The sequence below is a fragment of the Streptomyces collinus Tu 365 genome (assembly GCF_000444875.1).
Lineage (GTDB): Bacteria > Actinomycetota > Actinomycetes > Streptomycetales > Streptomycetaceae > Streptomyces > Streptomyces collinus_A.
The window spans coordinates 6028677-6050570 of sequence record NC_021985.1; the positions used below are offsets into that span (position 1 = coordinate 6028677).

19 protein-coding genes are annotated in these 21894 nt (G+C 71.4%); 13 read left to right on the forward strand and 6 right to left on the reverse strand.

Features of this window, described 5'->3' with window-relative positions; translation table 11 throughout:
* From rpmF to mutM, 3 genes are all read left to right on the forward strand, one after another.
* Positions 1-174 carry a 50S ribosomal protein L32 gene (gene rpmF / locus B446_RS26295; protein WP_003951102.1) on the forward strand — a complete coding sequence of 58 codons (174 nt, stop codon included), beginning with the start codon at positions 1-3 and terminating at the stop codon, positions 172-174.
* An 8-nt stretch (positions 175-182) separates the two neighbouring features.
* Positions 183-1007, forward strand: a complete 825-nt coding sequence (gene rnc / locus B446_RS26300) for a ribonuclease III (protein ID WP_193384500.1) — start codon at positions 183-185, stop codon at positions 1005-1007.
* 85 nt (positions 1008-1092) lie between these two features.
* Positions 1093-1953 carry a bifunctional DNA-formamidopyrimidine glycosylase/DNA-(apurinic or apyrimidinic site) lyase gene (gene mutM / locus B446_RS26305; protein WP_020942462.1) on the forward strand — a complete coding sequence of 287 codons (861 nt, stop codon included), beginning with the start codon at positions 1093-1095 and terminating at the stop codon, positions 1951-1953.
* On the opposite strand, the gene B446_RS26310 is transcribed toward mutM, so the two are convergent.
* Positions 1926-2330 carry a winged helix-turn-helix transcriptional regulator gene (locus B446_RS26310; protein ID WP_020942463.1) on the reverse strand — a complete coding sequence of 135 codons (405 nt, stop codon included), beginning with the start codon at positions 2328-2330 and terminating at the stop codon, positions 1926-1928. The genes mutM and B446_RS26310 overlap by 28 nt on opposite strands.
* A gap of 145 nt (positions 2331-2475) precedes the next feature.
* Between B446_RS26310 and B446_RS26315 the strand changes: the two genes are divergently transcribed.
* The gene (locus tag B446_RS26315) at positions 2476-3060 is read left to right on the forward strand and encodes a flavodoxin family protein (protein ID WP_020942464.1); all 585 of its coding nucleotides are present in this window, start codon (positions 2476-2478) and stop codon (positions 3058-3060) included.
* 103 nt (positions 3061-3163) lie between these two features.
* Here the strand turns inward: B446_RS26315 and B446_RS26320 are convergent, their stop codons facing one another.
* Positions 3164-4189, reverse strand: coding sequence for a winged helix DNA-binding domain-containing protein (locus B446_RS26320; protein WP_020942465.1), 1026 nt, complete (start codon positions 4187-4189; stop codon positions 3164-3166).
* A 152-nt stretch (positions 4190-4341) separates the two neighbouring features.
* Here B446_RS26320 and B446_RS26325 point away from each other — a divergent pair, with 152 nt between their 5' ends.
* Positions 4342-4914: a hypothetical protein gene (locus B446_RS26325; protein ID WP_020942466.1), complete on the forward strand. Its 573-nt coding sequence runs from the start codon at positions 4342-4344 to the stop codon at positions 4912-4914.
* 85 nt (positions 4915-4999) lie between these two features.
* On the opposite strand, the gene B446_RS26330 is transcribed toward B446_RS26325, so the two are convergent.
* Entirely contained in the window at positions 5000-6298 is a 1299-nt protein-coding gene (locus B446_RS26330; protein WP_020942467.1) for a CAP domain-containing protein, read from the reverse strand.
* A gap of 178 nt (positions 6299-6476) precedes the next feature.
* On the opposite strand from B446_RS26330, the gene B446_RS26335 reads away from it, so the two are divergent.
* From B446_RS26335 to B446_RS26350, 4 genes are all read left to right on the forward strand, one after another.
* Positions 6477-6758: an acylphosphatase gene (locus B446_RS26335; RefSeq protein WP_020942468.1), complete on the forward strand. Its 282-nt coding sequence runs from the start codon at positions 6477-6479 to the stop codon at positions 6756-6758.
* Positions 6759-7138: 380 nt separating this feature from the next.
* Positions 7139-7342 (forward strand): hypothetical protein, encoded by a 204-nt coding sequence (locus tag B446_RS26340; RefSeq protein WP_020942469.1) that lies wholly within the window; start codon positions 7139-7141, stop codon positions 7340-7342.
* A gap of 246 nt (positions 7343-7588) precedes the next feature.
* The gene (locus B446_RS26345) at positions 7589-11299 is read left to right on the forward strand and encodes an AAA family ATPase (RefSeq protein WP_020942470.1); all 3711 of its coding nucleotides are present in this window, start codon (positions 7589-7591) and stop codon (positions 11297-11299) included.
* Positions 11300-11516: 217 nt separating this feature from the next.
* Positions 11517-12935 (forward strand): sugar porter family MFS transporter, encoded by a 1419-nt coding sequence (locus B446_RS26350; protein WP_020942471.1) that lies wholly within the window; start codon positions 11517-11519, stop codon positions 12933-12935.
* 123 nt (positions 12936-13058) lie between these two features.
* On the opposite strand, the gene B446_RS26355 is transcribed toward B446_RS26350, so the two are convergent.
* Together B446_RS26355 and B446_RS26360 are read right to left on the reverse strand one after the other, a co-directional pair.
* Positions 13059-14030: an LLM class flavin-dependent oxidoreductase gene (locus B446_RS26355; protein WP_020942472.1), complete on the reverse strand. Its 972-nt coding sequence runs from the start codon at positions 14028-14030 to the stop codon at positions 13059-13061.
* A gap of 87 nt (positions 14031-14117) precedes the next feature.
* Complete coding sequence (locus B446_RS26360; protein WP_020942473.1) at positions 14118-15608, reverse strand: cytosine permease; 1491 nt, start codon at positions 15606-15608, stop codon at positions 14118-14120.
* A gap of 168 nt (positions 15609-15776) precedes the next feature.
* On the opposite strand from B446_RS26360, the gene ftsY reads away from it, so the two are divergent.
* Positions 15777-16985 (forward strand): signal recognition particle-docking protein FtsY, encoded by a 1209-nt coding sequence (gene ftsY, locus B446_RS26365; RefSeq protein WP_020942474.1) that lies wholly within the window; start codon positions 15777-15779, stop codon positions 16983-16985.
* 275 nt (positions 16986-17260) lie between these two features.
* On the opposite strand, the gene B446_RS26370 is transcribed toward ftsY, so the two are convergent.
* On the reverse strand, positions 17261-17923 hold the full coding sequence (locus B446_RS26370; protein WP_020942475.1) for a bifunctional DNA primase/polymerase: 663 nt from the start codon (positions 17921-17923) through the stop codon (positions 17261-17263).
* A 457-nt stretch (positions 17924-18380) separates the two neighbouring features.
* On the opposite strand from B446_RS26370, the gene B446_RS26375 reads away from it, so the two are divergent.
* The 3 genes from B446_RS26375 to B446_RS26385 all read left to right on the forward strand — a co-directional run bounded on the left by B446_RS26375 (position 18381) and on the right by B446_RS26385 (position 21869).
* Entirely contained in the window at positions 18381-19859 is a 1479-nt protein-coding gene (locus tag B446_RS26375) for a hypothetical protein (RefSeq protein WP_020942476.1), read from the forward strand.
* Between the two features lie 328 nt (positions 19860-20187).
* Complete coding sequence (locus B446_RS26380; protein WP_043476487.1) at positions 20188-21534, forward strand: ammonium transporter; 1347 nt, start codon at positions 20188-20190, stop codon at positions 21532-21534.
* A complete protein-coding gene (locus B446_RS26385; protein WP_020942478.1) occupies positions 21531-21869 on the forward strand; it encodes a P-II family nitrogen regulator in 339 nt (112 codons plus the stop codon). The genes B446_RS26380 and B446_RS26385 overlap by 4 nt, the downstream gene beginning before the upstream one ends.
* The last annotated feature ends 25 nt before the right edge of the window (positions 21870-21894 follow it).

Below are 21894 nucleotides of genomic sequence, written 5' to 3' on the forward strand. Positions count from 1 at the left end.
GTGGCTGTTCCGAAGCGGAAGATGTCGCGCAGCAACACGCGCCACCGCCGGTCGCAGTGGAAGGCTGCGGTCCCCACCCTGGTTGCGTGCGAGCGCTGCCACGAGCCCAAGCAGCAGCACATCGCGTGCCCGTCTTGCGGCACCTACAACAAGCGCCAGGTCCTCGAAGTCTGAGCGGGCTGGTGAGAGGCACTGTGTCCAGTCCCAAGAAGGCGGAAGACGCCCCGGCGGACGCACCCGCCAAGAAGAAATTGGACAATCAGGCCTCGTCCCACACGCTTCTGGAAGGGCGGCTCGGCTACCACGTCGAGTCCGCCCTTCTGGTGCGTGCGCTGACCCACCGTTCCTACGCGTACGAGAACGGCGGTCTGCCGACGAACGAGCGGCTGGAGTTCCTCGGTGACTCCGTCCTCGGGCTCGTCGTCACGGACACGCTGTACCGCACCCACCCCGATCTCCCCGAGGGCCAGCTGGCCAAGCTCAGGGCCGCGGTGGTCAACTCGCGTGCGCTGGCGGAAGTGGGTCGCGGTCTCGACCTGGGCGCCTTCATCCGGCTCGGCCGGGGTGAAGAGGGCACGGGCGGCCGGGACAAGGCGTCCATCCTTGCCGACACCCTCGAAGCGGTGATCGGCGCGGTCTATCTCGACCAGGGCCTCGACGCGGCCTCCGAACTGGTGCACCGCCTGTTCGACCCGCTGATCGAGAAGTCCTCGAACCTCGGAGCCGGCCTGGACTGGAAGACCAGTCTCCAGGAGCTGACCGCGATCGAGGGGCTCGGCGTGCCCGAGTACCTGGTCACGGAGACCGGCCCCGACCACGAGAAGATCTTCACTGCTGCCGCCCGCGTCGGAGGCGTCTCGTACGGCACCGGCACCGGCCGCAGCAAGAAAGAGGCGGAGCAGCAGGCCGCCGAGTCCGCGTGGCGGTCCATCCGGGCCGCGGCGGACGAGCGGGCCAAGGCGGCCAAGGAGGCCGCCGAGGACGACACGTCGTCCGCGCCCGCCTGATCCGAGCACCACCCGAGCGCCCGCCCGGAGTCTCCACTCCGGGCGGGCGCTCGGTTCGTCCCACCGGTCCGTACGGGGGTTGTCGATGCCTGAGTTGCCCGAGGTCGAGGTCGTCCGGCGCGGCCTGGAGCGGTGGGTCGCCCACCGCACGGTCGCGGACGTCGAGGTGCTGCACCCGCGCGCGGTGCGCCGGCACGTCGCCGGCGCCGACGACTTCGCGCACCGTCTCAAGGGTCACCACATCGGCACGCCCAGCCGGCGCGGCAAGTACCTGTGGCTGCCGCTGGAGGAGACCAACCAGTCCGTCCTGGCCCACCTGGGCATGAGCGGCCAGCTGCTGGTGCAGCAGCACCAGGCGCCGGACGAGAAGCACCTGCGCATCCGGGTCCGGTTCGCCGACGGCCTCGGCACCGAGCTGCGCTTCGTGGACCAGCGCACCTTCGGCGGCCTGTCGCTGCACGACAACACCCCCGACGGCCTGCCCGACGTCATCGCGCACATCGCCCGCGACCCCCTGGACCCGCTGTTCGACGACGAGGCGTTCGCCGTCGCGCTGCGCCGCAAGCGGACCACCGTCAAGCGGGCCCTGCTCGACCAGTCGCTGATCAGCGGGGTCGGCAACATCTACGCGGACGAGGCGCTGTGGCGCGCGCGCATCCACTACGAACGCCCGACGGCGAACCTCACCCGCCCGGTCACGGCCGAACTGCTCGGACACGTCCGGGACGTGATGAACGCGGCGCTGGCCGTCGGCGGCACCAGCTTCGACAGCCTGTACGTCAACGTCAACGGGGAGTCGGGCTACTTCGACCGGTCCCTGGACGCGTACGGGCGTGAGGGACTGCCGTGCAGGCGGTGCGGTACGCCGATGCGGCGCCGGCCGTGGATGAACCGGTCCAGCTACTTCTGCCCGAAGTGTCAGAGGCCGCCGCGCGTCCCGTCGTAACGCACGCGGGCCGCGAGCACGTCGTCCATCGAGCCCTCCACGCAGTGGATGAGGGCGAGCAGCCGCTCGGCGACCCGGCGGCCCAGGGGGGTCAGTTCGTAGTCGACGCGGGGCGGGTTGGTGGGCTGCGCCTCGCGGTGCACCAGGCCGTCGCGCTCCAGCGCGTGCAGGGTCTGCGACAGCATCTTCTCGCTCACACCGTCCACCCGGCGGCGCAGCTCGTTGAAGCGCAGCGAGCCCTCGTACAGCGCGCCGAGCGTCAGTCCGCCCCAGCGGCCCGTGACGTGCTCCAGTGTGCCGCGCGACGGGCAGGCCTTGGCGAACACGTTGTACGCGAGGTCGTCCTGCCCCTGCTGCTCCTCGGTGATGCCGCTCATAGCACGAGCGTACGCCAGTGCAGCGCTGACCGACAGGTTGCACTAACTAGAAGTTAGTGCTTTCCTTTCGTCAGTGGCGTTGAGCTGCCCACCCGGGCCGCCTCTGTGCCACGTTCCGACTTCCGTGTGTTCGAGGAGCCCCATCGTGACCACCCCCGTCGTCTCCATCGCCTACCACTCCGGCTACGGCCACACCGCCGTGCTCGCCGAGGCCGTGCGCACGGGCGCCGCCGACGCCGGCGCCGAGGTGCACCTGATCAACGTCGACGAGATCACCGACGAGCAGTGGGAGACGCTCGACCGCTCCGACGCGATCGTCTTCGGCTCGCCCACCTACATGGGCACCGCCTCCGGCGCCTTCCACGTCTTCGCCGAGGCCTCCTCCAAGCGCTGGTTCGGCCAGGACTGGAAGGACAAGCTGGCCGCCGGCTTCACCAACTCCGGCTCCAAGAGCGGCGACAAGCTGCACACCCTGCAGTTCTTCCAGATCCTCGCCGGCCAGCACGGCATGCACTGGATCAACCTCGGCCTGCACCCCGGCTGGAACAGCAGCGAGGCCTCCGAGCACGACCTCAACCGCCTCGGCGTCTTCGCCGGCGCCGCCGCCCAGACCAACGTCGACGAGGGCCCGGACGCCGTCCACAAGGCGGACATCGCCACCGCCGAACACCTCGGCCGCCGGGTGACCGAAACGGCCCGCACCTTCGCCCTGGGCCGCGCCGCGGCGTAGGGCGCGGGCAGGGGCGGGAGCAGTGCCGCGGGCGGGCGCGGGCGTGGTGGCGGCGGCGGTGGCGAGCGCACAGGCGCGGCCGGCGGGGATTCCCGCCCCGCCCTCAGGCGTCGGCGATCCGCAGTTCGCACCCCGCGACGCCGTCCGCGGCGAAGAGCAGGAGCCGTTCCCCCTCCTCCTCCAGCTCGACGCGCCGGTGCCCGCTCACCGGATGGAAGAGCTGGACGTCGAGGGTCGTCGCCCCGCCCGCGCCGTCGATCCGCCACATCCCGGCGACGAACCCGTCGACCAGGATCGTCCCGGGAATCAGGCCGTTCCTCGTCGCGATGGCCCTGCGGTGCTGGTCGCCGATGATCCGGGTGCGGTCCGCGTGGGAGAGGATCGCGTTGTCGTAGGGGGCCAGGTAGCGCACCGGCGCGGGTGTGCCGGCGTCCGGGCGCGGTGCGCCGGGCAGGTCCCACAGCTCCCGGCCCTCCTCGTCACGGAAGGAGACCAGCCGCGGGCGCAGGCGCTCGATCACCGCCCGCAGCCGGGTGAGCCCCGACCACGCCTGCACGTCCCTGACGGTGGCGGGGCCGAACGCGGCCAGGTAGCGCAGGACCAGGGAGTCCAGGTCGGGCTCGGCATCCAGCGGGGCGCCGAGCCAGTCCTCCGCGGTGGCGTACGTCGTCCGCCCGCTTCGGCCCCAGACGCCGCGGGGAGGTGTCTGGACGACCGGCAGCAGATTGCGCACGACGTTGCCGAGCGCCGCGGCGGAGCGGTCGGGCCAGGTCTCCCGCAGTGCGGCGCTCAGGTCGCCGACGGTCAGCGGGGACCGTTCCAGGAGCGCCCGCCCGGCCGCCGCGACCTCGGCCGGATCCAGTCCGTCGAGTTCCTTGCCGAAGGTGGTGGCCAGACTCCGTTCCATGAACGGCTGGAGACAGGGCCGGAGCCGGCGGCAGTCGGCGGCGGTGACCAGATGGACGGTGCCCCGCATCAGCGCGATCCGCACGGCCCGCCGCTCGGTGAGCAGTCCGGCCAGCTCGGCGGGACGGAAACCGGCCAGCCGGGTCCACAGGCCGAAGTACGGCGGCACGGGCGCCTGAGCCTGCAGCCCCACGAGCCGCTCCAGCGCCTCCTCCGCCGGCATCGCCCACCGCGCCAGCAACAACTGACGCGCGAGAAAGGCACGGTTCAGAGCCCACCGATCGAGCACCCCGGCGGACCGGGGCGGGGTGACTGCCATCCGACCTCTCACGAATCGGAGCCGAAGCCCTGCCGGGCGGAACGAGCTCTACTGCCATGGGCGCGACGGTCACCGAGGTGATGCACGCTGGTCACGTGGCACCGACGGTTGGCGTCGATCGCCTGCGGTCGGTGTGGTCGTGGTCATCTCTGCTGTACAACACGGATCAACAGGCTGGCATACCCGTGGACAAGCAGGAGAGGTTTTTACTCCCCAGGGACTACAAGCAGTTGTGCCAGGCTTTCGGTGCCGGGGAGTTCTCGCAGGTGGTGTCGGTGCTGTGCGCCGACGAGACCCGCGTGGCAGATCTGTTGAGGACGTGGCGCCTACTGCTGTCGAATGACGACAGTTCGGACGGCCCGTTCGCGCCCTACCGGATCCATGCGCCCGGGAAGACGGGGGGCCTGATTCCCTGGGGTATGTCGCGTGCGGCCGATGCGTTCTACTGGCAGGTCACGGACGGCCCGATCGACGCATGGCCGGTCCTCGCCAAGACGGAGGACTCCGAGAACTGGCACCGTTACGAGATGACCGCCACGGAGTTCCTGTACCGCATCCTCGCCGATCCCGGATTCCGGCCCTACACCGTGGCCCAGTCGGCGCCGGGGCTGTCCTTCGAGCCCGCCTGAACAGCCGGTGAGTGGAAAGGATGGCTACCGATGACGGCCCTGAGACGGCTCAGGACACCTTCTAGGGCGCTGACCTGCGGTTATCTCAATAGCCGAAGTCCTGCGTCCACCAAGGGCCGCCGGAGCCGAAGTGGACGCCGACCCCCAGGGTCTTGTAGTCGCAGTTCAGTATGTTGGCACGGTGGCCGGGGCTGTTCATCCACGCGGCCATCACGGCCGCCGCGTCCGCCTGGCCGCGGGCTATGTTCTCGCCGCCGAGGTCGGTGACGCCGGCCTTCGCCGCCCGGTCCCACGGGGAGGCCCCGTCGGGGTCGGTGTGGTCGAAGAAGCCCCGCGCGGCCATGTCACCGCTGAACGTCTCGGCCAGCTTGGACAGCGAGGAGTTCGCCGCCAGTGCGCTGCACCCGACCTTGGCCCGCTCCTCGTTGACGAGCTTCAGCACCTCCGCCTCGACCGCGTTCTCGCGCGAGACCGTCACCGGCGGCGTGCTCGCCGTGGGCGCCTTGCCCGCCGTACGGGAGGGTGCGGGCGCGGCCGCCGTACCGGCCGGAGCCGGCTTCGTCGAGGCCGGCCTCGACGGCACCCGGGTGGGCGTCTTCGTCGGCGCCTTCGTGGCCGTCTTCGACGGGGAGGGGGACGCCGAGGCGGACCTGGAGGCGGAGGCCGACGGCTTCGGCGCCGCGGGCGGCGAGGCCGGGTGGCGGGTGGCGCCGCTCGTGGCCGAGCCGCCGGACGGCCCGGTCGCGGTGCCCGAGGTGCCGCCCTGCTCGGCGGCCGTGTTGCCGGGGGAGGCCCCGGCCTGTACCCGGTCGCCGCCCGTGGTGTGCGTGGCGCCGCCGAGCTGGTAGTTCTGCAGGCCGGGCACCATGCCGGTGGCCACCGCCGCCGTACCGGCGAGCGCCACGGCGGCGGATATCCCGAGCAGGCTGCTGCGTACCGGCCTCCCGGCCTTCTTGCGGCGCCCGTGAACGTCGGAGGGGTCGCGGTCCGACGCGAAGTCGTTCCAGTCCGAGGGGTCGCCGTACTGAGCGAAGCCGAAAGCCGGGGAGTCGTCCGTCCCGAAGTCGTCCGGCGCGGAGTCGTCCGCCCTGAAGGCGCTCGCCCCGAAGTGGTCGCCGGCGGAGCGGCCGTCGTCCAGGGGGAAGCCGTTCCCGGCGGGGGACGGCGACGGCTCGTCGCCGGTCGCGTAGAGGTACGCCGTGCTCGCGGCGTTGGTCTCGGCGTACGCCTCCGGGTTCAGGTAGGGCGCGATGCCCCTGGGCCGCTCACCGGCGGACGAGTCCAGTGGGTGCTCGCCGCCCGTCGCCGAGTCGTACGTGTGCGTGACCCCGTTGGCGCGGCCCTTGGCGGCGCGGCCGGCGGCGGAGCGTCGGTGGCGTCCCATGCCCTTGCCCTCTTCCTCGTCCGCGGTCGACCCGTCCCCTGGTGGCGGTGACTCCCTCTGGCCAACCGAACTCACTCGATCGAGCGAGTTTCATATGAGATTCATTGGTTTTGGACGGTACCGCATCGCTCCCGGGCGGGATGTGTCCCAGACGACACCGGCCGGTTAGGTTGCACCCATGAGCGAGGATGTTCGACTGGTCGCCTGGGTGCGCGGACGCGTCCAAGGTGTGGGTTTCCGCTGGTTCACGCGGGCCAAGGCGCTGGAGATCGGCGGCTTGAGTGGTTTTGCTCTCAATCTGGGCGACGGCCGCGTGCAGGTCGTCGCCGAGGGCGCGCGGCACGGCTGCGAGGGACTGCTCGACTGGCTCCAGGGCGACGACACGCCCGGACGCGTCGACGGAGTCACCGAGATCTGGGACACACCCCGTGGCGGCTACGACGGCTTCGCCATCCGCTGAACCGATTCTGTAAATCCCCGCAGGCCCCGGGGGTGCAAGGTGTCAGAGGCATATGCCCCAAGCAGAAATGGCCTGGTGGTTGCCAAGAAGGGCGTGGCGTGGCAGGCTCCGCTGGAACAGCTGATCGTCACGCCCTGAGGGCCCCGTGGAAACAGCAGCGCCGCCGCCGGACGGCCGCGCGCGCCGGGTTCGCCCACCAATACAGGGCGTGATCGTGTTGACCGTCAAACTTTTTGGTGAGACGCTGAAAGCCCCGCGCACCTTAGCTGTTTGGCATGTAAGAACCGCAGAGCAACACCCAGTGTGCCAAGCACCACGGGTGCGAATCCCTCACGACCCAACCGCATCGGTCGGTCACTCATTGTGGAGGACCATCCATCATGGCAAAGGCGCTTCTCGGTTACGTCGGCGGCTCCGACCCGCGACTCCTCGCCGAGATGCGACGGCTCCAGCAGCGCGTACAGGACCTGGAATCCGAACTCGGACGCATCCAGGCGGAGAACGAGGCGCTGACGGCTGCCGCTTCTCACGACAGGATCATGGAGAGCATCGACGCACACCAGGCGGAGCCTGCGCTCACCTGATCGCTGCATTGCTCCACGACAGCACACGCAGCGGTTGGGGTGCCCGTATCAACCGCACAGTGTCAGGCAATCGCAACCCGGTTGTCAGAGTTGCAAGGGACGCTTCGGCGTCCCTTCTTTCTTTCTTTCCCCCGCGCATCCTTTCACTGTCTTAACGTCTGGTGTGCCCTGTCTGTTCAATGGCGAAACCGTGCGGTTGCGAGTGTTCGTGGAGTGGGATAGCGGCGCCGGGTAGAGTCCAGCGCCGTGCACCTCAAGGCCCTGACCCTCCGCGGATTCAAGTCGTTCGCCTCCGCGACCACGCTCCGGTTCGAGCCGGGGATCACCTGCGTCGTCGGCCCGAACGGCTCGGGCAAGTCCAACGTCGTGGACGCGCTGAGCTGGGTCATGGGCGAGCAGGGCGCCAAGTCGCTGCGCGGCGGCAAGATGGAGGACGTCATCTTCGCCGGCACCACCGGGCGGCCGCCGCTCGGCCGCGCCGAGGTGTCCCTGACCATCGACAACTCCGACGGGGCGCTGCCCATCGAGTACGCCGAGGTCACCATCACGCGGATCATGTTCCGCAACGGCGGCAGCGAGTACCAGATCAACGGCGACACCTGCCGGCTGCTCGACATCCAGGAACTGCTCTCCGACTCCGGCATCGGCCGCGAGATGCACGTCATCGTCGGCCAGGGTCAGCTCGACTCCGTCCTGCACGCCGATCCGATGGGCCGCCGCGCCTTCATCGAGGAGGCGGCCGGTGTCCTCAAGCACCGCAAGCGCAAGGAGAAGGCGCTCAGGAAACTGGACGCGATGAAGGCCAACCTCGCGCGCGTGCAGGACCTCACCGACGAGTTGCGCCGCCAGCTGAAGCCGCTCGGCCGGCAGGCGGCGGTCGCCCGCCGGGCCGCCGTCATCCAGGCCGACCTGCGCGACGCCCGGCTGCGGCTGCTCGCCGACGACCTCGTCCGGCTGCGCGAGGCGCTGGCGGCCGAGATCGCCGACGAGGCGGCGCTGAAGGAGCGCAAGGAGGCCGCCGAGCAGGAGCTGCGCAAGGCGCTCCAGCGGGAGGCACTGCTGGAGGACGAGGTGCGCCGGCTCAGCCCGCGCCTGCAACGGGCCCAGCAGGCCTGGTACGAGCTGTCCCAGCTGGCCGAACGGGTGCGCGGCACCATCTCGCTCGCGGACGCCCGGGTCAAGAGCGCCACCTCCGCGCCCCCCGAGGAGCGGCGCGGCCGCGACCCCGAGGACATGGAGCGCGAGGCCGCCCGGATCCGTGAACAGGAGGCCGAGCTGGAGGCGGCCCTGGAGGCGGCCCAGCGGGCCCTGGACGACACCGTCTCCCACCGCGCCGAACTGGAGCGCGAACTCGCGGTGGAGGAGCGCCGGCTCAAGGACGTCGCGCGCGCCATCGCCGACCGCCGTGAGGGCCTGGCCCGCCTCTCCGGTCAGGTCAACGCGGCCCGCTCGCGCGCCGCGTCCGCCCAGGCCGAGATCGACCGGCTGGCGGCGGCCCGGGACGAGGCCCAGGAGCGCGCGGTCCGCGCCCAGGAGGAGTACGAGACGCTGAAGGCCGAGGTCGACGGCCTCGACGCCGACGACGTGGAGCTGGCCGAGCGGCACGAGACGGCCAAGCTGCGGCTCGCCGAGGCCGAGTCGGCGCTCGGCGAGGCCCGCGAGGCGGTCACCGCGGCCGAACGCCGGCGCGCCGCGACCCAGGCCCGCCACGAGGCACTGGCCCTGGGCCTGCGCCGCAAGGACGGCACCGGGATACTGCTCGGCGCCCGGGACCGGCTCACCGGAGTCCTCGGACCGGCGGCCGAACTGCTGACGGTCACCCCCGGCCACGAGGTCGCCCTGGCCGCCGCCTTCGGCGCCGCGGCGGACGCGATCGCCGTCTCTACCCCGGCCTCGGCGGCCGAGGCGATCAGACTCCTGCGCAAACAGGACGGCGGCCGCGCCGCCCTGCTCCTGGCGGCACCCGTGGAGCGCACTGGCGCGCGCACGACGGGGAACATCCGCACGGCACCCGACCCGGGCGGACCGGGCTCCGCCGCCGAAGCGGCTCGGGCCGCCCACCCGAGCGGCTCCGTCAGCCTCCCCGCCCAGCCGGCCGCCGAGAACACCGCGATCGCACGTCCCGCGGGCGACGACACCCTCCCCTACCCCGGCGGGACGCCCTTCGCGGCCGACCTCGTTCGTGGGCCCGCCGGGCTCATGCCCGCCGTGCGGCGGCTGCTGCGCGGGATCGTCGTCGTGGGGACCTTGGAGGACGCCGAGGACCTGGTCCAGGCGCGCCCCGAGCTGACCGCCGTCACCGCCGAGGGCGACCTGCTCGGTGCGCACTTCGCGCACGGTGGGTCGGCCGGGGCGCCCAGCCTGCTGGAGGTGCAGGCGTCCGTGGACGAGGCCGCCGCCGAGCTGGCCGAGCTGGCCGTCCGGTGCGAGGAGCTGGCCGGAGCGCAGCGGGCGGCGGCCGAGCGGCGCAGTGAGAGCGCCGCGCTCGTGGAGGAGCTGGGGGAGCGCCGTCGGGCCGCCGACCGGGAGAAGTCGTCCGTGGCCCAGCAGCTCGGCCGGCTCGCCGGGCAGGCACGGGGCGCGGCGGGGGAGGCGGAGCGGTCCGCCGCGGCCGCCGCCCGCGCGCAGGAGGCGCTGGAGAAGGCCGTGGGGGAGGCCGAGGAACTGGCCGAGCGGCTGGCCGTGGCCGAGGAGATGCCGGTCGAGGAGGAGCCGGACACCTCGGTGCGCGACCGGCTCGCCGCCGACGGAGCCAACGCACGGCAGACCGAGATGGAGGCCCGGCTCCAGGCACGGACCCACGAGGAGCGGGTCAAGGGGCTCGCCGGACGCGCCGACTCCCTCGACCGCGCGGCCCGCGCGGAGCGCGAGGCACGCGCGCGTGCCGAACAGCGGCGGGCCCGGCTACGGCACGAGGCCGCCGTCGCCGAGGCCGTGGCGTTCGGCGCCCGGCAGCTCCTGGCCCATGTCGAGGTCTCCCTCGAGCGGGCCGAGCGGGAGCGGGCCGCCGCCGAGGCCGCCAAGGCCCTGCGGGAGCAGGAGCTGACCGCCGCCCGGGGCGCGGGCCGCGACCTCAAGAGCGAGCTCGACAAGTTGAAGGATTCAGTTCACCGCGGCGAGGTACTCGGAGCGGAGAAGCGGCTGCGTATCGAGCAGCTGGAGACCAAGGCGCTGGAGGAGCTCGGTGTCGAACCGGCGGGGCTCGTCGCGGAGTACGGCCCGCGCGAGCTCGTGCCGCCCTCGCCCGCCGCCGAGGGTGAGGAGCTGCCCGAGGACCCCGAGCACCCGCGCAACCGGCCCAGGCCGTTCGTCCGGGCCGAGCAGGAGAAGCGGCTCAAGGCCGCCGAACGGGCCTATCAGCAACTGGGCAAGGTCAACCCGCTGGCACTGGAGGAGTTCGCGGCGCTGGAGGAGCGGCACAAGTTCCTCAGCGAACAGCTGGAGGACCTGAAGAAGACCCGCGCCGATCTGCTTCAGGTGGTGAAGGAGGTGGACGAACGCGTCGAGCAGGTGTTCACCGAGGCCTACCGGGACACGGCCCGCGAGTTCGAGGGCGTCTTCGGCCGTCTCTTCCCGGGCGGCGAGGGCCGGCTCGTGCTGACCGACCCCGACAACATGCTCACCACGGGCGTGGATGTCGAGGCCCGCCCGCCGGGCAAGAAGGTCAAGCGGCTCTCCCTGCTCTCGGGCGGCGAACGGTCGCTGACCGCGGTGGCACTGCTGGTGTCGATCTTCAAGGCCCGGCCGAGCCCGTTCTACGTGATGGACGAGGTCGAGGCGGCGCTGGACGACACCAACCTCCAGCGGCTGATCCGGATCATGCAGGAGCTGCAGGAGGCCTCGCAGCTCATCGTGATCACGCACCAGAAGCGCACCATGGAGGTCGCCGACGCGCTCTACGGCGTGTCCATGCAGGGCGATGGTGTGTCGAAGGTCATCTCGCAGCGGCTTCGCTGACACGTGCTCTCTACACCTATCGCCATCTGTCCTACGCCGTGATTTCACTTCTTGAAGTCAAGTCGCCACGCCGTCTCGCCAAAGTCACAGAGCAGAGACTATTGACTTCGAAACTTGAAGGCATAGTCTCTGCAACGTTGCTTTTACCTTCAGGTCTCACCTGTAAGGGCTTACCCCCACGTCGGCAGCGCTGCCGACGGCCCGAGGAGTTGTACACGTGACCAGCACAGCGCAGGCACCTCAGCCAGGAGCCGGGACGGCTCACCCCGAACATCTCGGGCACGTCATCTTCATCGCGGCGGCGGCCGCCATGGGCGGTTTCCTCTTCGGCTACGACAGCTCGGTGATCAACGGCGCCGTCGAGGCCATCCGCGACCGCTACAACATCGGTCCCGCCGCTCTTGCGCAGGTCATCGCCATCGCCCTGATCGGCTGTGCCATCGGCGCGGCCACCGCCGGCCGCATCGCCGACCGGATCGGCCGCATCCGCTGCATGCAGATCGCCTCGGTCCTGTTCACGATCAGCGCGGTCGGCTCGGCGCTGCCCTTCGCGCTGTGGGACCTCGCCTTCTGGCGCATCGTCGGCGGGTTCGCCATCGGCATGGCCTCCGTCATCGGCCCCGCCTACATCGCCGAGGTCGCTCCGCCCGCCTACCGCGGCCGGCTCGGCTCCTTCCAGCAGGCCGCGATCGTCGTCGGCATCGCCATCTCCCAGCTCGTCAACTGGGGCCTGCTCAACGCGGCCGGCGGCAACCAGCGCGGTCAGCTCATGGGCCTCGAGGCCTGGCAGGTCATGCTCGGCGTGATGGTGATCCCCGCCGTCCTGTACGGCATGCTCTCCTTCGCGATTCCGGAGTCCCCGCGCTTCCTGCTCTCCGTCGGCAAGCGTGAGCGGGCCAAGGAGATCCTCGCCGAGGTCGAGGGCAAGGGCGTCGACCTGGACGCGCGCGTCGGCGAGATCGAGCACGCGATGCGCAGCGAGCACAAGTCGACGTTCAAGGATCTGCTCGGCGGCGGCTTCTTCTTCAAGCCGATCGTCTGGGTCGGCATCGGCCTGTCGGTCTTCCAGCAGTTCGTCGGCATCAACGTCGCGTTCTACTACTCCTCGACGCTGTGGCAGTCGGTCGGCGTCGACCCGACGCAGTCGTTCTTCTACTCCTTCACGACGTCGATCATCAACATCGTCGGCACCGTGATCGCGATGATCTTCGTGGACCGCATCGGCCGCAAGCCGCTCGCGCTCATCGGCTCGGCCGGCATGGTCGTCGGCCTGGCGCTGGAGGCGTGGGCGTTCTCCTACGACCTGGTCGACGGCAAGCTCCCCGCCACCCAGGGCTGGGTCGCCCTGATCGCCGCCCACGTGTTCGTCCTCTTCTTCGCCCTGTCCTGGGGCGTGGTGGTCTGGGTCTTCCTCGGCGAGATGTTCCCGAACCGGATCCGCGCCGCCGCCCTGGGCGTGGCCGCCTCCGCGCAGTGGATCGCCAACTGGGCCATCACCGCGAGCTTCCCGTCGCTGGCCAGCTGGAACCTGTCCGCCACGTACATCATCTACACCGTCTTCGCGGCGCTCTCCATCCCGTTCGTCCTCAAGTTCGTCAAGGAGACGAAGGGCAAGGCCCTGGAGGAGATGGGCTGACCCGTCCCGTGAACTCGGGGAGAAGGGCCAAGTCCCCGCTGCCCCTCTCCTCGTACTCGCCGCCGTCCCCGGCCCGGCCACTGCCCGGACCGGGGACGGCGGTCCTTCATGTACAGCCCCCGGTCAGCCGCCCAGTGCGGGCAGCACCCGCTCGGCGAGGAGCCGCAGGCTCCGCCACCCCTCCTCCACGGGCATGCCCCCCGCCAGGGGATGCAGTACGAGACTGTCCGCGCCCAGCGCCAGGCACTCGTCCGGGGTGAGGATCCGGTACACGCCCTCCGCGCGCAGCTCGGCCACCGACGTGGCCGCCGACCGCACCGCGGAGCGGATCTGCCCCGACTGCCAGGAGGCGTACGTCCGCGCCTCGTGCAGGAAGTGCCCGCCGTACTCGGCCCACGCCCGGTCCGGGTCCTCGGCGAGGTGCAGCAGCGGGGTCTCGGCGGCCGGCATCATCGTCCAGCCCTCGGTGCCGTACTCCGCGAGCCGCTCCTTGTAGTAGGCCTCCAGCTCCGGCAGGTGCGCGCTCGGGAAGAACGGCAGGCCGAGCCGGGCGGCCCGGCGGGCCGCCGCCCGAGAGGAGCCGCCCACCAGCAGCAGCGGATGCGGGTCGGTGTACGGGCGCGGGGTGAGCCGTACCGTACGGCCCCGGTACTCGAACTCCTCGCCGGTCCACGCCTTCAGCAGGGTCTCCAGCAGCTCGTCCTGCAGCCGGCCCCGCCGCTTCCAGTCCACGCCGAACAGGGCGTACTCCTCGGGCCGGTAGCCGATCCCGGCGACGGTCACCAGCCGCCCGCCGCTCAGCAGGTCCAGCACGGCGATCTCCTCGGCCAGCCGCAGCGGGTCGTGCAGCGGGCCGATGACGGCCGACACCGTGACCGCGATGTTCCGGGTCGCCCCGAACACCGCGCCCGCGAAGGCGAACGGCGAGGGCAGCCAGTTGTTGTCGGCGCCGTGGTGCTCCTCGGTCTGCACGGTGGTGATCCCGTGCCCGTCCGCGTACGCGGCCATGTCCAGGGCGGCCCGGTAGCGGGCGGCGAGCGAGGCACGGCCGGCACCGGGTTCGACGAGGTTGAAACGTACGACCGTGACGGGCATGGGAAGTCCCCCTCCGGTGCGGCGGTTGGAGGGGGACGGTAGCTGACGTGTCGTCAGATTGCCAGGAACGGGACGGCCCGTCCGGCGTCAGACACCGGCCGTCGCGGACTCCTCGGCGGTCTCGGCCGCGGACGCGGCGGACCCGGTGGTCCCGGCGCTCTCGGAGTCCGGCGCCGCGGTCACCACCGCCGGCTTCGGCAGCACCAGGTACAGCAGGCCCGAGATCACGATGGTCGCCACCCAGCCGAGGCCGTACTCGCCGATGACGTTGTTCTTCGCCAGCGGTCCGGTGAACCAGTCCGAGGTGGTGAACATCAGCCCGGCGGCCAGGCCGATCGCCCAGGCCGCCACCGCGGCGGGGGAGAAGCCGCCCCGGTACCAGTAGGCGCTGGTGCGGGTGGTGTCCGTCATGGCCCGCCCGTCGTACTCGGTGCGGCGCAGCATGTCGGCGCCGAACACGCCGACCCAGGCGGAGAAGGCCACCGCCAGCAGGGAGAGGAAGGCGATGAAGGAGCCCAGGAAGCTCGTCGCCACCAGCATCAGCACCCCGCCGAAGACCAGCGAGATCACGGCGTTGACCGAGACCGCCCAGTGCCGCGGCACCCGGAAGCCCAGGGTCTGCGCGGTGAAGCCCGCCGAGTACATGGACATCGAGTTGATCAGCAGCATGCCGATCAGCGCGATCAGCAGGTACGGCACGGCCAGCCAGGTCGGCAGGATCTCGCCGACGAAGGAGACCGGGTCGGAGGCCGAGGCCAGGTCGGGGGTGGAGACCGCCATCACCGCGCCCATGAGCACCATCGGCAGCACCACGATCCCGGCGCCGCCCACCGCCGTGCCCACGATGGCCTTCGAGGAGGCCGTGCGCGGCAGGTAGCGGGTGAAGTCGGGCGCCGACGGGATCCAGCTGACCCCGCCCGCCGCGATCATGCCGACACCGGTGATCACCGCGGCGGTGGAGCCGGCGCCCTGGTGGGTCACCTTCGACCAGTCGGTGTGCACGGCCAGGTACACCAGCACCAGCACCGAGAAGACGCCGAAGAAGTAGGTGGCGTACTTGTTGCACTTCTGCACGGCGTTGATGCCCAGGCCGGAGATCGCGAAGGTCGCCACCACGAAGACCAGCAGCATCACCATGTCCAGCACGCCGTCGGCGCGGACGCCGAGCACGATGTCCAGAATGGTGAGCATGGCGTAGGCGCCGGTCACCGCGTTGATCGTCTCCCAGCCCCAGCGCGCGACCCAGATCAGCGCACCGGGCAGCAGGTTGCCGCGCTGCCCGAACACCGCGCGCGACAGCGCCATGCCGGGCGCCCCGCCGCGCTTGCCCGCGATCCCGATCAGACCGACCAGGCCGTACGACACGACCGGCGCGGCGACCGCGACGACGAGGGCCTGCCAGATGTCCAGGTGGTACGCCACCACCAGGCTCGCGCCCATGGTCAGCAGCAGCACGCTGATGTTGGCGCCGACCCAGGTGGGGAACAGGCCCCGGGTGCGCGCGGTGCGCTCGTGGTCGGGCACCTGCTCGATGCCGCGGGTCTCGAGGGCGCCGTCGGTCTCGGCTGTCTTGCGCATGCGGAGAGTGCCTCGGGGGTGGGGGAGGGGGACGGGTGGACTCTACGCGCGTCGACGGAGCCCCGGCCATCGTACTTTGTGCCGAGTCATTCCCCAAAGGGTCGTTTGTCCCTCGGAGGAAGACACAAGCGGGGTCACGCGGAACCCATGACTGATACTGGACGGGTTATGGAAACCATCATCCTTGCTGTAGTCATCGCCGTGGTCGTGCTCGGTGCGCTCGGCGGGCTCGTCGTCGGCAGCCGGCGCAAGAAGCCGCTGCCCCCGCCGCCGCCCGCCGCGCCCGACATCACCGCGCCCCCGGCCGAGCCGCACGTCGGCGACGAGGCCGAGACGCCGCGCGACGAACCGCGCCGGACGATCGAGGAGGTGGATCTCCCGGGCGGCCCGCCGGTCGTCGTGGAGGAGCCCCCCGTTGGCCCCGGCCTCGAAGCTCCGGAGATCGAGATCCCGGAGCCCACCGCAGGCCGGCTGGTCCGTCTGCGCGCCCGACTGTCCCGCTCGCAGAACGCCCTGGGCAAGGGTCTGCTGACCCTGCTGTCCCGCGAGCACCTCGACGACGACACGTGGGAGGAGATCGAGGACACGCTGCTCACCGCCGACGTCGGTGTGCAGCCCACCCAGGAGCTGGTCGAGCGGCTGCGCGAGCGCGTCAAGGTGCTCGGCACCCGCACCCCCGTGGAGCTGCGCGGCCTGCTGCGCGACGAGCTGCTCAAGCTGGTCGGCACCGACGTCGACCGCACCGTGAGGACCGAGCCCGAGGACCGCAAGCCGGGCATCGTGATGGTCGTCGGCGTCAACGGCACCGGCAAGACCACCACCACCGGCAAGCTGGCCCGCGTCCTGGTCGCCGACGGCCGGACCGTCGTGCTCGGCGCCGCCGACACCTTCCGTGCCGCCGCCGCCGACCAGCTCCAGACCTGGGGCGAGCGCGTCGGCGCCTACACCGTGCGCGGCCCCGAGGCCGGCGACCCGGCCTCCGTCGCCTTCGACGCGGTCAAGGAGGGCAAGGAGATGGGGGTCGACGTCGTCCTCATCGACACCGCCGGCCGCCTGCACACCAAGACCGGCCTGATGGACGAGCTGGGCAAGGTCAAGCGGGTCGTGGAGAAGCACGCGCCGCTGGACGAGGTGCTGCTCGTCCTGGACGCCACGACCGGCCAGAACGGCCTCGTGCAGGCCCGCGTCTTCGCGGAGGTCGTGGACATCACCGGCATCGTGCTGACCAAGCTCGACGGCACCGCGAAGGGCGGCATCGTCGTCGCGGTCCAGCGGGAGCTGGGCGTGCCGGTCAAGCTGATCGGGCTCGGCGAGGGCGCGGACGACCTGGCGCCGTTCGAGCCGGAGGCGTTCGTGGACGCGCTGATCGGTGAGTGAACCCTCCTGGCCCTGAACCCGCCGGTTCGAAGAAGCGCCCGCCCCCAAGGTGCAGTTGGGGACGGGCGCTTCGTCCTGTGGGGCGCCGCGCCTCGCTCCGGGGCCCGTCCCGGTCCGGCGCCTCGCCTCGGTCCGGGCGGCCTGTCCCGGTCGGGGCGGCCTGTCCCGGTCCGGCGCGTCGCCTCTGGGGCGTCCCGCGCTCCGGCTTGCGTGGCGCTCCGCCTCGCGCGGCACTCCTGCTTACGCGGCGCCTCGCCTCGTACGGCGCGCGTCGGTCAGGCGCGTGACCGCGACCGGTGGGCCACGTACGCCAGGGTGCCCAGCAGCAGTCGGGCCGCCGGCGGCCGGGTCGCCGAGTCAAGGGCGGGCGGGCGCAGCCAGCGCACCGGGCCGAGGCCGCCCCGGTCGGAGGGCGGGGCGGTGACGTACGTGCCCGGGCCGAGGCCGCGCAGGTCCAGGGCGGTGGGATCGTCCCAGCCCATGCGGTAGAGCAGCCTCGGCAGCTCGGCGGCGGCGCCGGGCGCGACGAAGAAGTGGACGCGGCCGTCCGGGGTCGCGGTGACCGGGCCGAGCGGGAGCCCCATGCGCTCCAGCCGGACCAGGGCGCGGCGGCCGGCGGGCTCGGCGACCTCGATGACGTCGAAGGCGCGGCCGACGGGCAGCATCACGGCGGCGCCCGGGTACTCGGACCAGGCCCTGGTCACCTCGTCCAGCGTCGCCCCGGCCGGCACCGGCGCCGCGAAGCCCAGCGGGTGCGCGCCCGGCTCCGGGCAGTCCGCCCGCCCGCAGGAGCAGGCACCCGCCGCGGCCCGCGCGCCCGGCACCACGTCCCAGGCCCACAGGCCGGTGAACTCGGCGACGGCGGTGCACTCCGACGTGCGGCCGCGCCGACGCGTGCCGGAGCGGATCTCGCGGATGCCGCCGATCGTGAAGCCCATGCCCCCTCCAACGGGTCCAGCGCGCCGGTGGTTACGAAACGGAGCGAGATGGAAGCGGAACGTGACGCTACGGCTTCGACTTCCCCCGCTCCGGCGAGGCCAAGGCGGCGCCTTGCGGCACTTCGGGTCGCGCACCGCAGCTCGCGCGCCCCAGTGCGCTCCACTCCGCCTACTTCCGGCCGTCCTATGTCAAGTGAATCGCGAGAGGGCGACCGTGAGTTCATTCGAAGGGGTGGCGAATGGTGGCGTTTCAAGGATCGCCATGGCTGGAGCCGTGATCGTAGGATTACTGTGAGTGTGCGAGGCCTGAAGGCACATGCACCCGTGGGTATGCCGGTGGCAAGTCGTCGGCTCGTTCGAAGGGTGAGAACCGGCGGACGGGAGGCCGTATTTACCGGCATTCTGATAGGGCTTGGCGCAGTCGGCGACAAGTGGTCTCAGGGATGGGGGCGTTCCAGTGGGCGGCAACGGCGGTATCGGAGAGAACGCTGACAAGCGCCCCAACGAGCTGCTCGGCTCGTGGTTCGTGCGCAGCGGCTGGTCCAAGGGCGAGCTGGCCCGCCAGGTGAACCGCAGGGCCCGCCAGCTCGGCGCCAACCACATCTCCACCGACACCTCCCGGGTGCGCCGCTGGCTGGACGGGGAGAACCCGCGCGAGCCGATCCCGCGGATCCTCTCCGAGCTGTTCTCCGAGCGCTTCGGCTGTGTGGTCTCCGTCGAGGACCTGGGCCTGCGCGCCACCCGCCAGTCACCCTCCGCGTCCGGCGTCGACCTGCCCTGGACGGGCCCGCAGGCGGTGGCCCTACTCAGCGAGTTCTCGCGCAGCGACCTGATGCTGGCGCGGCGCGGCTTCCTCGGGACGTCGCTGGCCCTGTCGGCGGGCCCGTCCCTCATCGAGCCCATGCAGCGCTGGCTGGTGCCGACGCCGTCCGCGCCGGTCCCGTCCGAGCCCGAGTCGCCGCTGGACTCCCGCAGGCCAGGCCGGCTGTCCAAGCCCGAGCTCGACCTGCTGGAGTCCACCACCCGGATGTTCCGGCAGTGGGACGCCCAGTGCGGCGGTGGCCTGCGCCGCAAGGCCGTCGTCGGGCAGCTCCACGAGGTCACCGAACTCCTCCAGGAGCCGCAGCCCGAGGCCACCGCCCGCAAGCTCTTCAAGGTCGCGGCCGAGCTCGCCGAGCTCGCGGGCTGGATGTCGTACGACGTCGGTCTCCAGCCCACCGCGCAGAAGTACTTCGTGCTCGCCCTGCACGCCGCCAAGGAGGCCGGCGACAAACCGCTCGGCTCGTACGTCCTCTCCAGCATGAGCCGCCAGATGATCCACCTCGGCCGGCCCGACGACGCCCTGGAGCTGATCCACCTCGCGCAGTACGGCAGCCGTGACTGCGCCGGCCCGCGCACCCAGTCCATGCTGTATGCGATGGAGGCCCGCGCGTACGCCAACATGGGCCAGCCCGGCAAGTGCAAGCGGGCCGTGCGGATGGCCGAGGACACCTTCGCGGAGGCCGACGAGTGGGACGAGCCGGACCCCGACTGGATCCGCTTCTTCTCCGAGGCCGAGCTGTACGGGGAGAACTCCCACTCCTTCCGTGACCTCGCCTACGTCGCCGGCCGCAGCCCCGCCTACGCCTCACTGGCCGAGCCGCTGATGCAGCGGGCGGTGGAGCTGTTCGCCAAGGACGCCGAGCACCAGCGGTCGTACGCGCTCAACCTGATCGGCATGGCCACCGTGCACCTGCTCCGGCGCGAGCCCGAGCGCAGCACCGACTTCGCCTCACAGGCCATGGAGATCGCCCGGAAGGTCCGCTCCGAGCGTGTGAACACTCGTATCCGAAAGACGGTCGACACCGCGGTGCGCGACTTCGGCGACCTGACCGCCGTGGCCGATCTGACCGACCAGCTCGCCGCCGACCTGCCGGAGGCCGCGGAAGCGGTCTGACCACGCCGGACCCACCAGCTCCGGCCGCGGCCGGTCCTCCCGAACTGCCCGACTCGGCTCCCCCATGCCAGGTCATCGAGAGGCCCGCCGCGGCCGGTTTCCGCTGCCCGGGGACGTCCTCGCAGGACGGCGGTCCCGCTGACCGGCACCCCGCGCTTCACCGACGCGTAACACACAGGGCGTCTTCGTCACCCCGGCGAAACAACGGGGGGCTTCCACCGAAACCGCGCTGCGCCAGTCTCAGGGCGCATAACCGGCCAGCCCCTCATCCGACCGGACCGCCCAGGCACCGCCCGCACGGGGCCGCACAACCGACGAGGAGACGCCGATGGCACCAGCCATCACGCTTGCCGCGGAGGCACCCAGACTGTCTGCCGCGAACACAGGCTTCATGCTCATCTGCTCCGCCCTGGTGCTGCTCATGACCCCGGGCCTGGCCTTCTTCTACGGAGGCATGGTCCGCGTCAAGAGCACCCTCAACATGCTGATGATGAGCTTCGTCAGCTTGGGCATCGTCACCATCCTCTGGGTGCTCTACGGCTTCTCGCTCGCCTTCGGCACGAGCAACGGCCTCATCGGGTTCAACTCCCACTGGCTCGGGCTCAGCGACATCGGGCTCACCGAGCTGTGGGACGGCTACACCATCCCGATCTTCGTCTTCATGGTCTTCCAGCTCATGTTCGCGATCATCACCCCGGCCCTGATCAGCGGCGCCCTCGCGGACCGCGTGAAGTTCTCGGCGTGGTCGCTGTTCGTCGTGCTGTGGGTCACGATCGTCTACGTGCCGGTCGCCCACTGGGTCTGGGGCGCCGACGGCTGGGCCTACAAGCTCGGCGTGATCGACTTCGCGGGCGGCACGGCGGTCCACATCAACGCCGGCGCGGCGGCCCTCGGCGTCATCCTCGTCATCGGCAAGCGCGTCGGCTTCAAGAAGGACCCGATGCGCCCGCACAGCCTCCCGCTGGTCATGCTCGGCGCGGGTCTGCTGTGGTTCGGCTGGTTCGGCTTCAACGCCGGCTCGTGGCTCGGCAACGACGACGGCGTGGGCGCGCTGATGTTCGTCAACACGCAGGTCGCGACCGCCGCCGCCATGCTCGCCTGGCTCGCCTACGAGAAGATCAGGCACGGCGCGTTCACCACGCTGGGCGCCGCCTCCGGCGCGGTCGCCGGCCTGGTCGCGATCACCCCGTCCGGCGGTGCCGTCTCCCCGCTCGGCGCGATCGCCGTCGGCGCCATCGCCGGTGTCGCCTGCGCCGCGGCCGTCGGCCTGAAGTTCCGCTTCGGCTACGACGACTCGCTCGACGTCGTCGGCGTCCACATGGTCGGCGGCATCATCGGCTCCCTGCTCATCGGCTTCTTCGCCACCGGCAAGGGCCAGTCCGCCGCGACCGGCGTCCTCTACGGCGACCACAGCTGGACCCAGCTCTGGAAGCAGTGCGCCGGCGTCGGCGCCGTCCTCGCCTACTCCCTGGTCGTCTCCGCGGTCCTCGCCTTCCTGCTCGACAGGACCATCGGGATGCGGGTCACCGAGGACGAGGAGATCTCGGGCATCGACCAGGCGGAGCACGCCGAGACCGCGTACGACTTCAGCGGCGCGGGCGGTGGCGTCATCGGCTCCGTCGCCGCCTCCGCGGCCGCCGCGCAGACCAAGCAGACCAAGAGGGTGGACGCATGAAGCTCATCACCGCCGTCGTCAAGCCGCACCGGCTCGACGAGATCAAGGAGGCCCTTCAGGCCTTCGGCGTCCACGGACTGACGGTCACCGAGGCCAGCGGTTACGGTCGTCAGCGGGGCCACACCGAGGTCTACCGCGGTGCCGAGTACACCGTCGATCTCGTCCCCAAGATCCGTATCGAGGTGCTGGCCGAGGACGACGAAGCCGAACAGCTGATCGAGGTCGTCGTCAAGGCGGCCCGGACCGGCAAGATCGGTGACGGCAAGGTCTGGTCGTTGCCGGTCGAGACCGCCGTCCGGGTCCGGACCGGCGAGCGCGGCCCCGACGCGCTCTGACACGACGGAAGAACGGGAGTCGCCG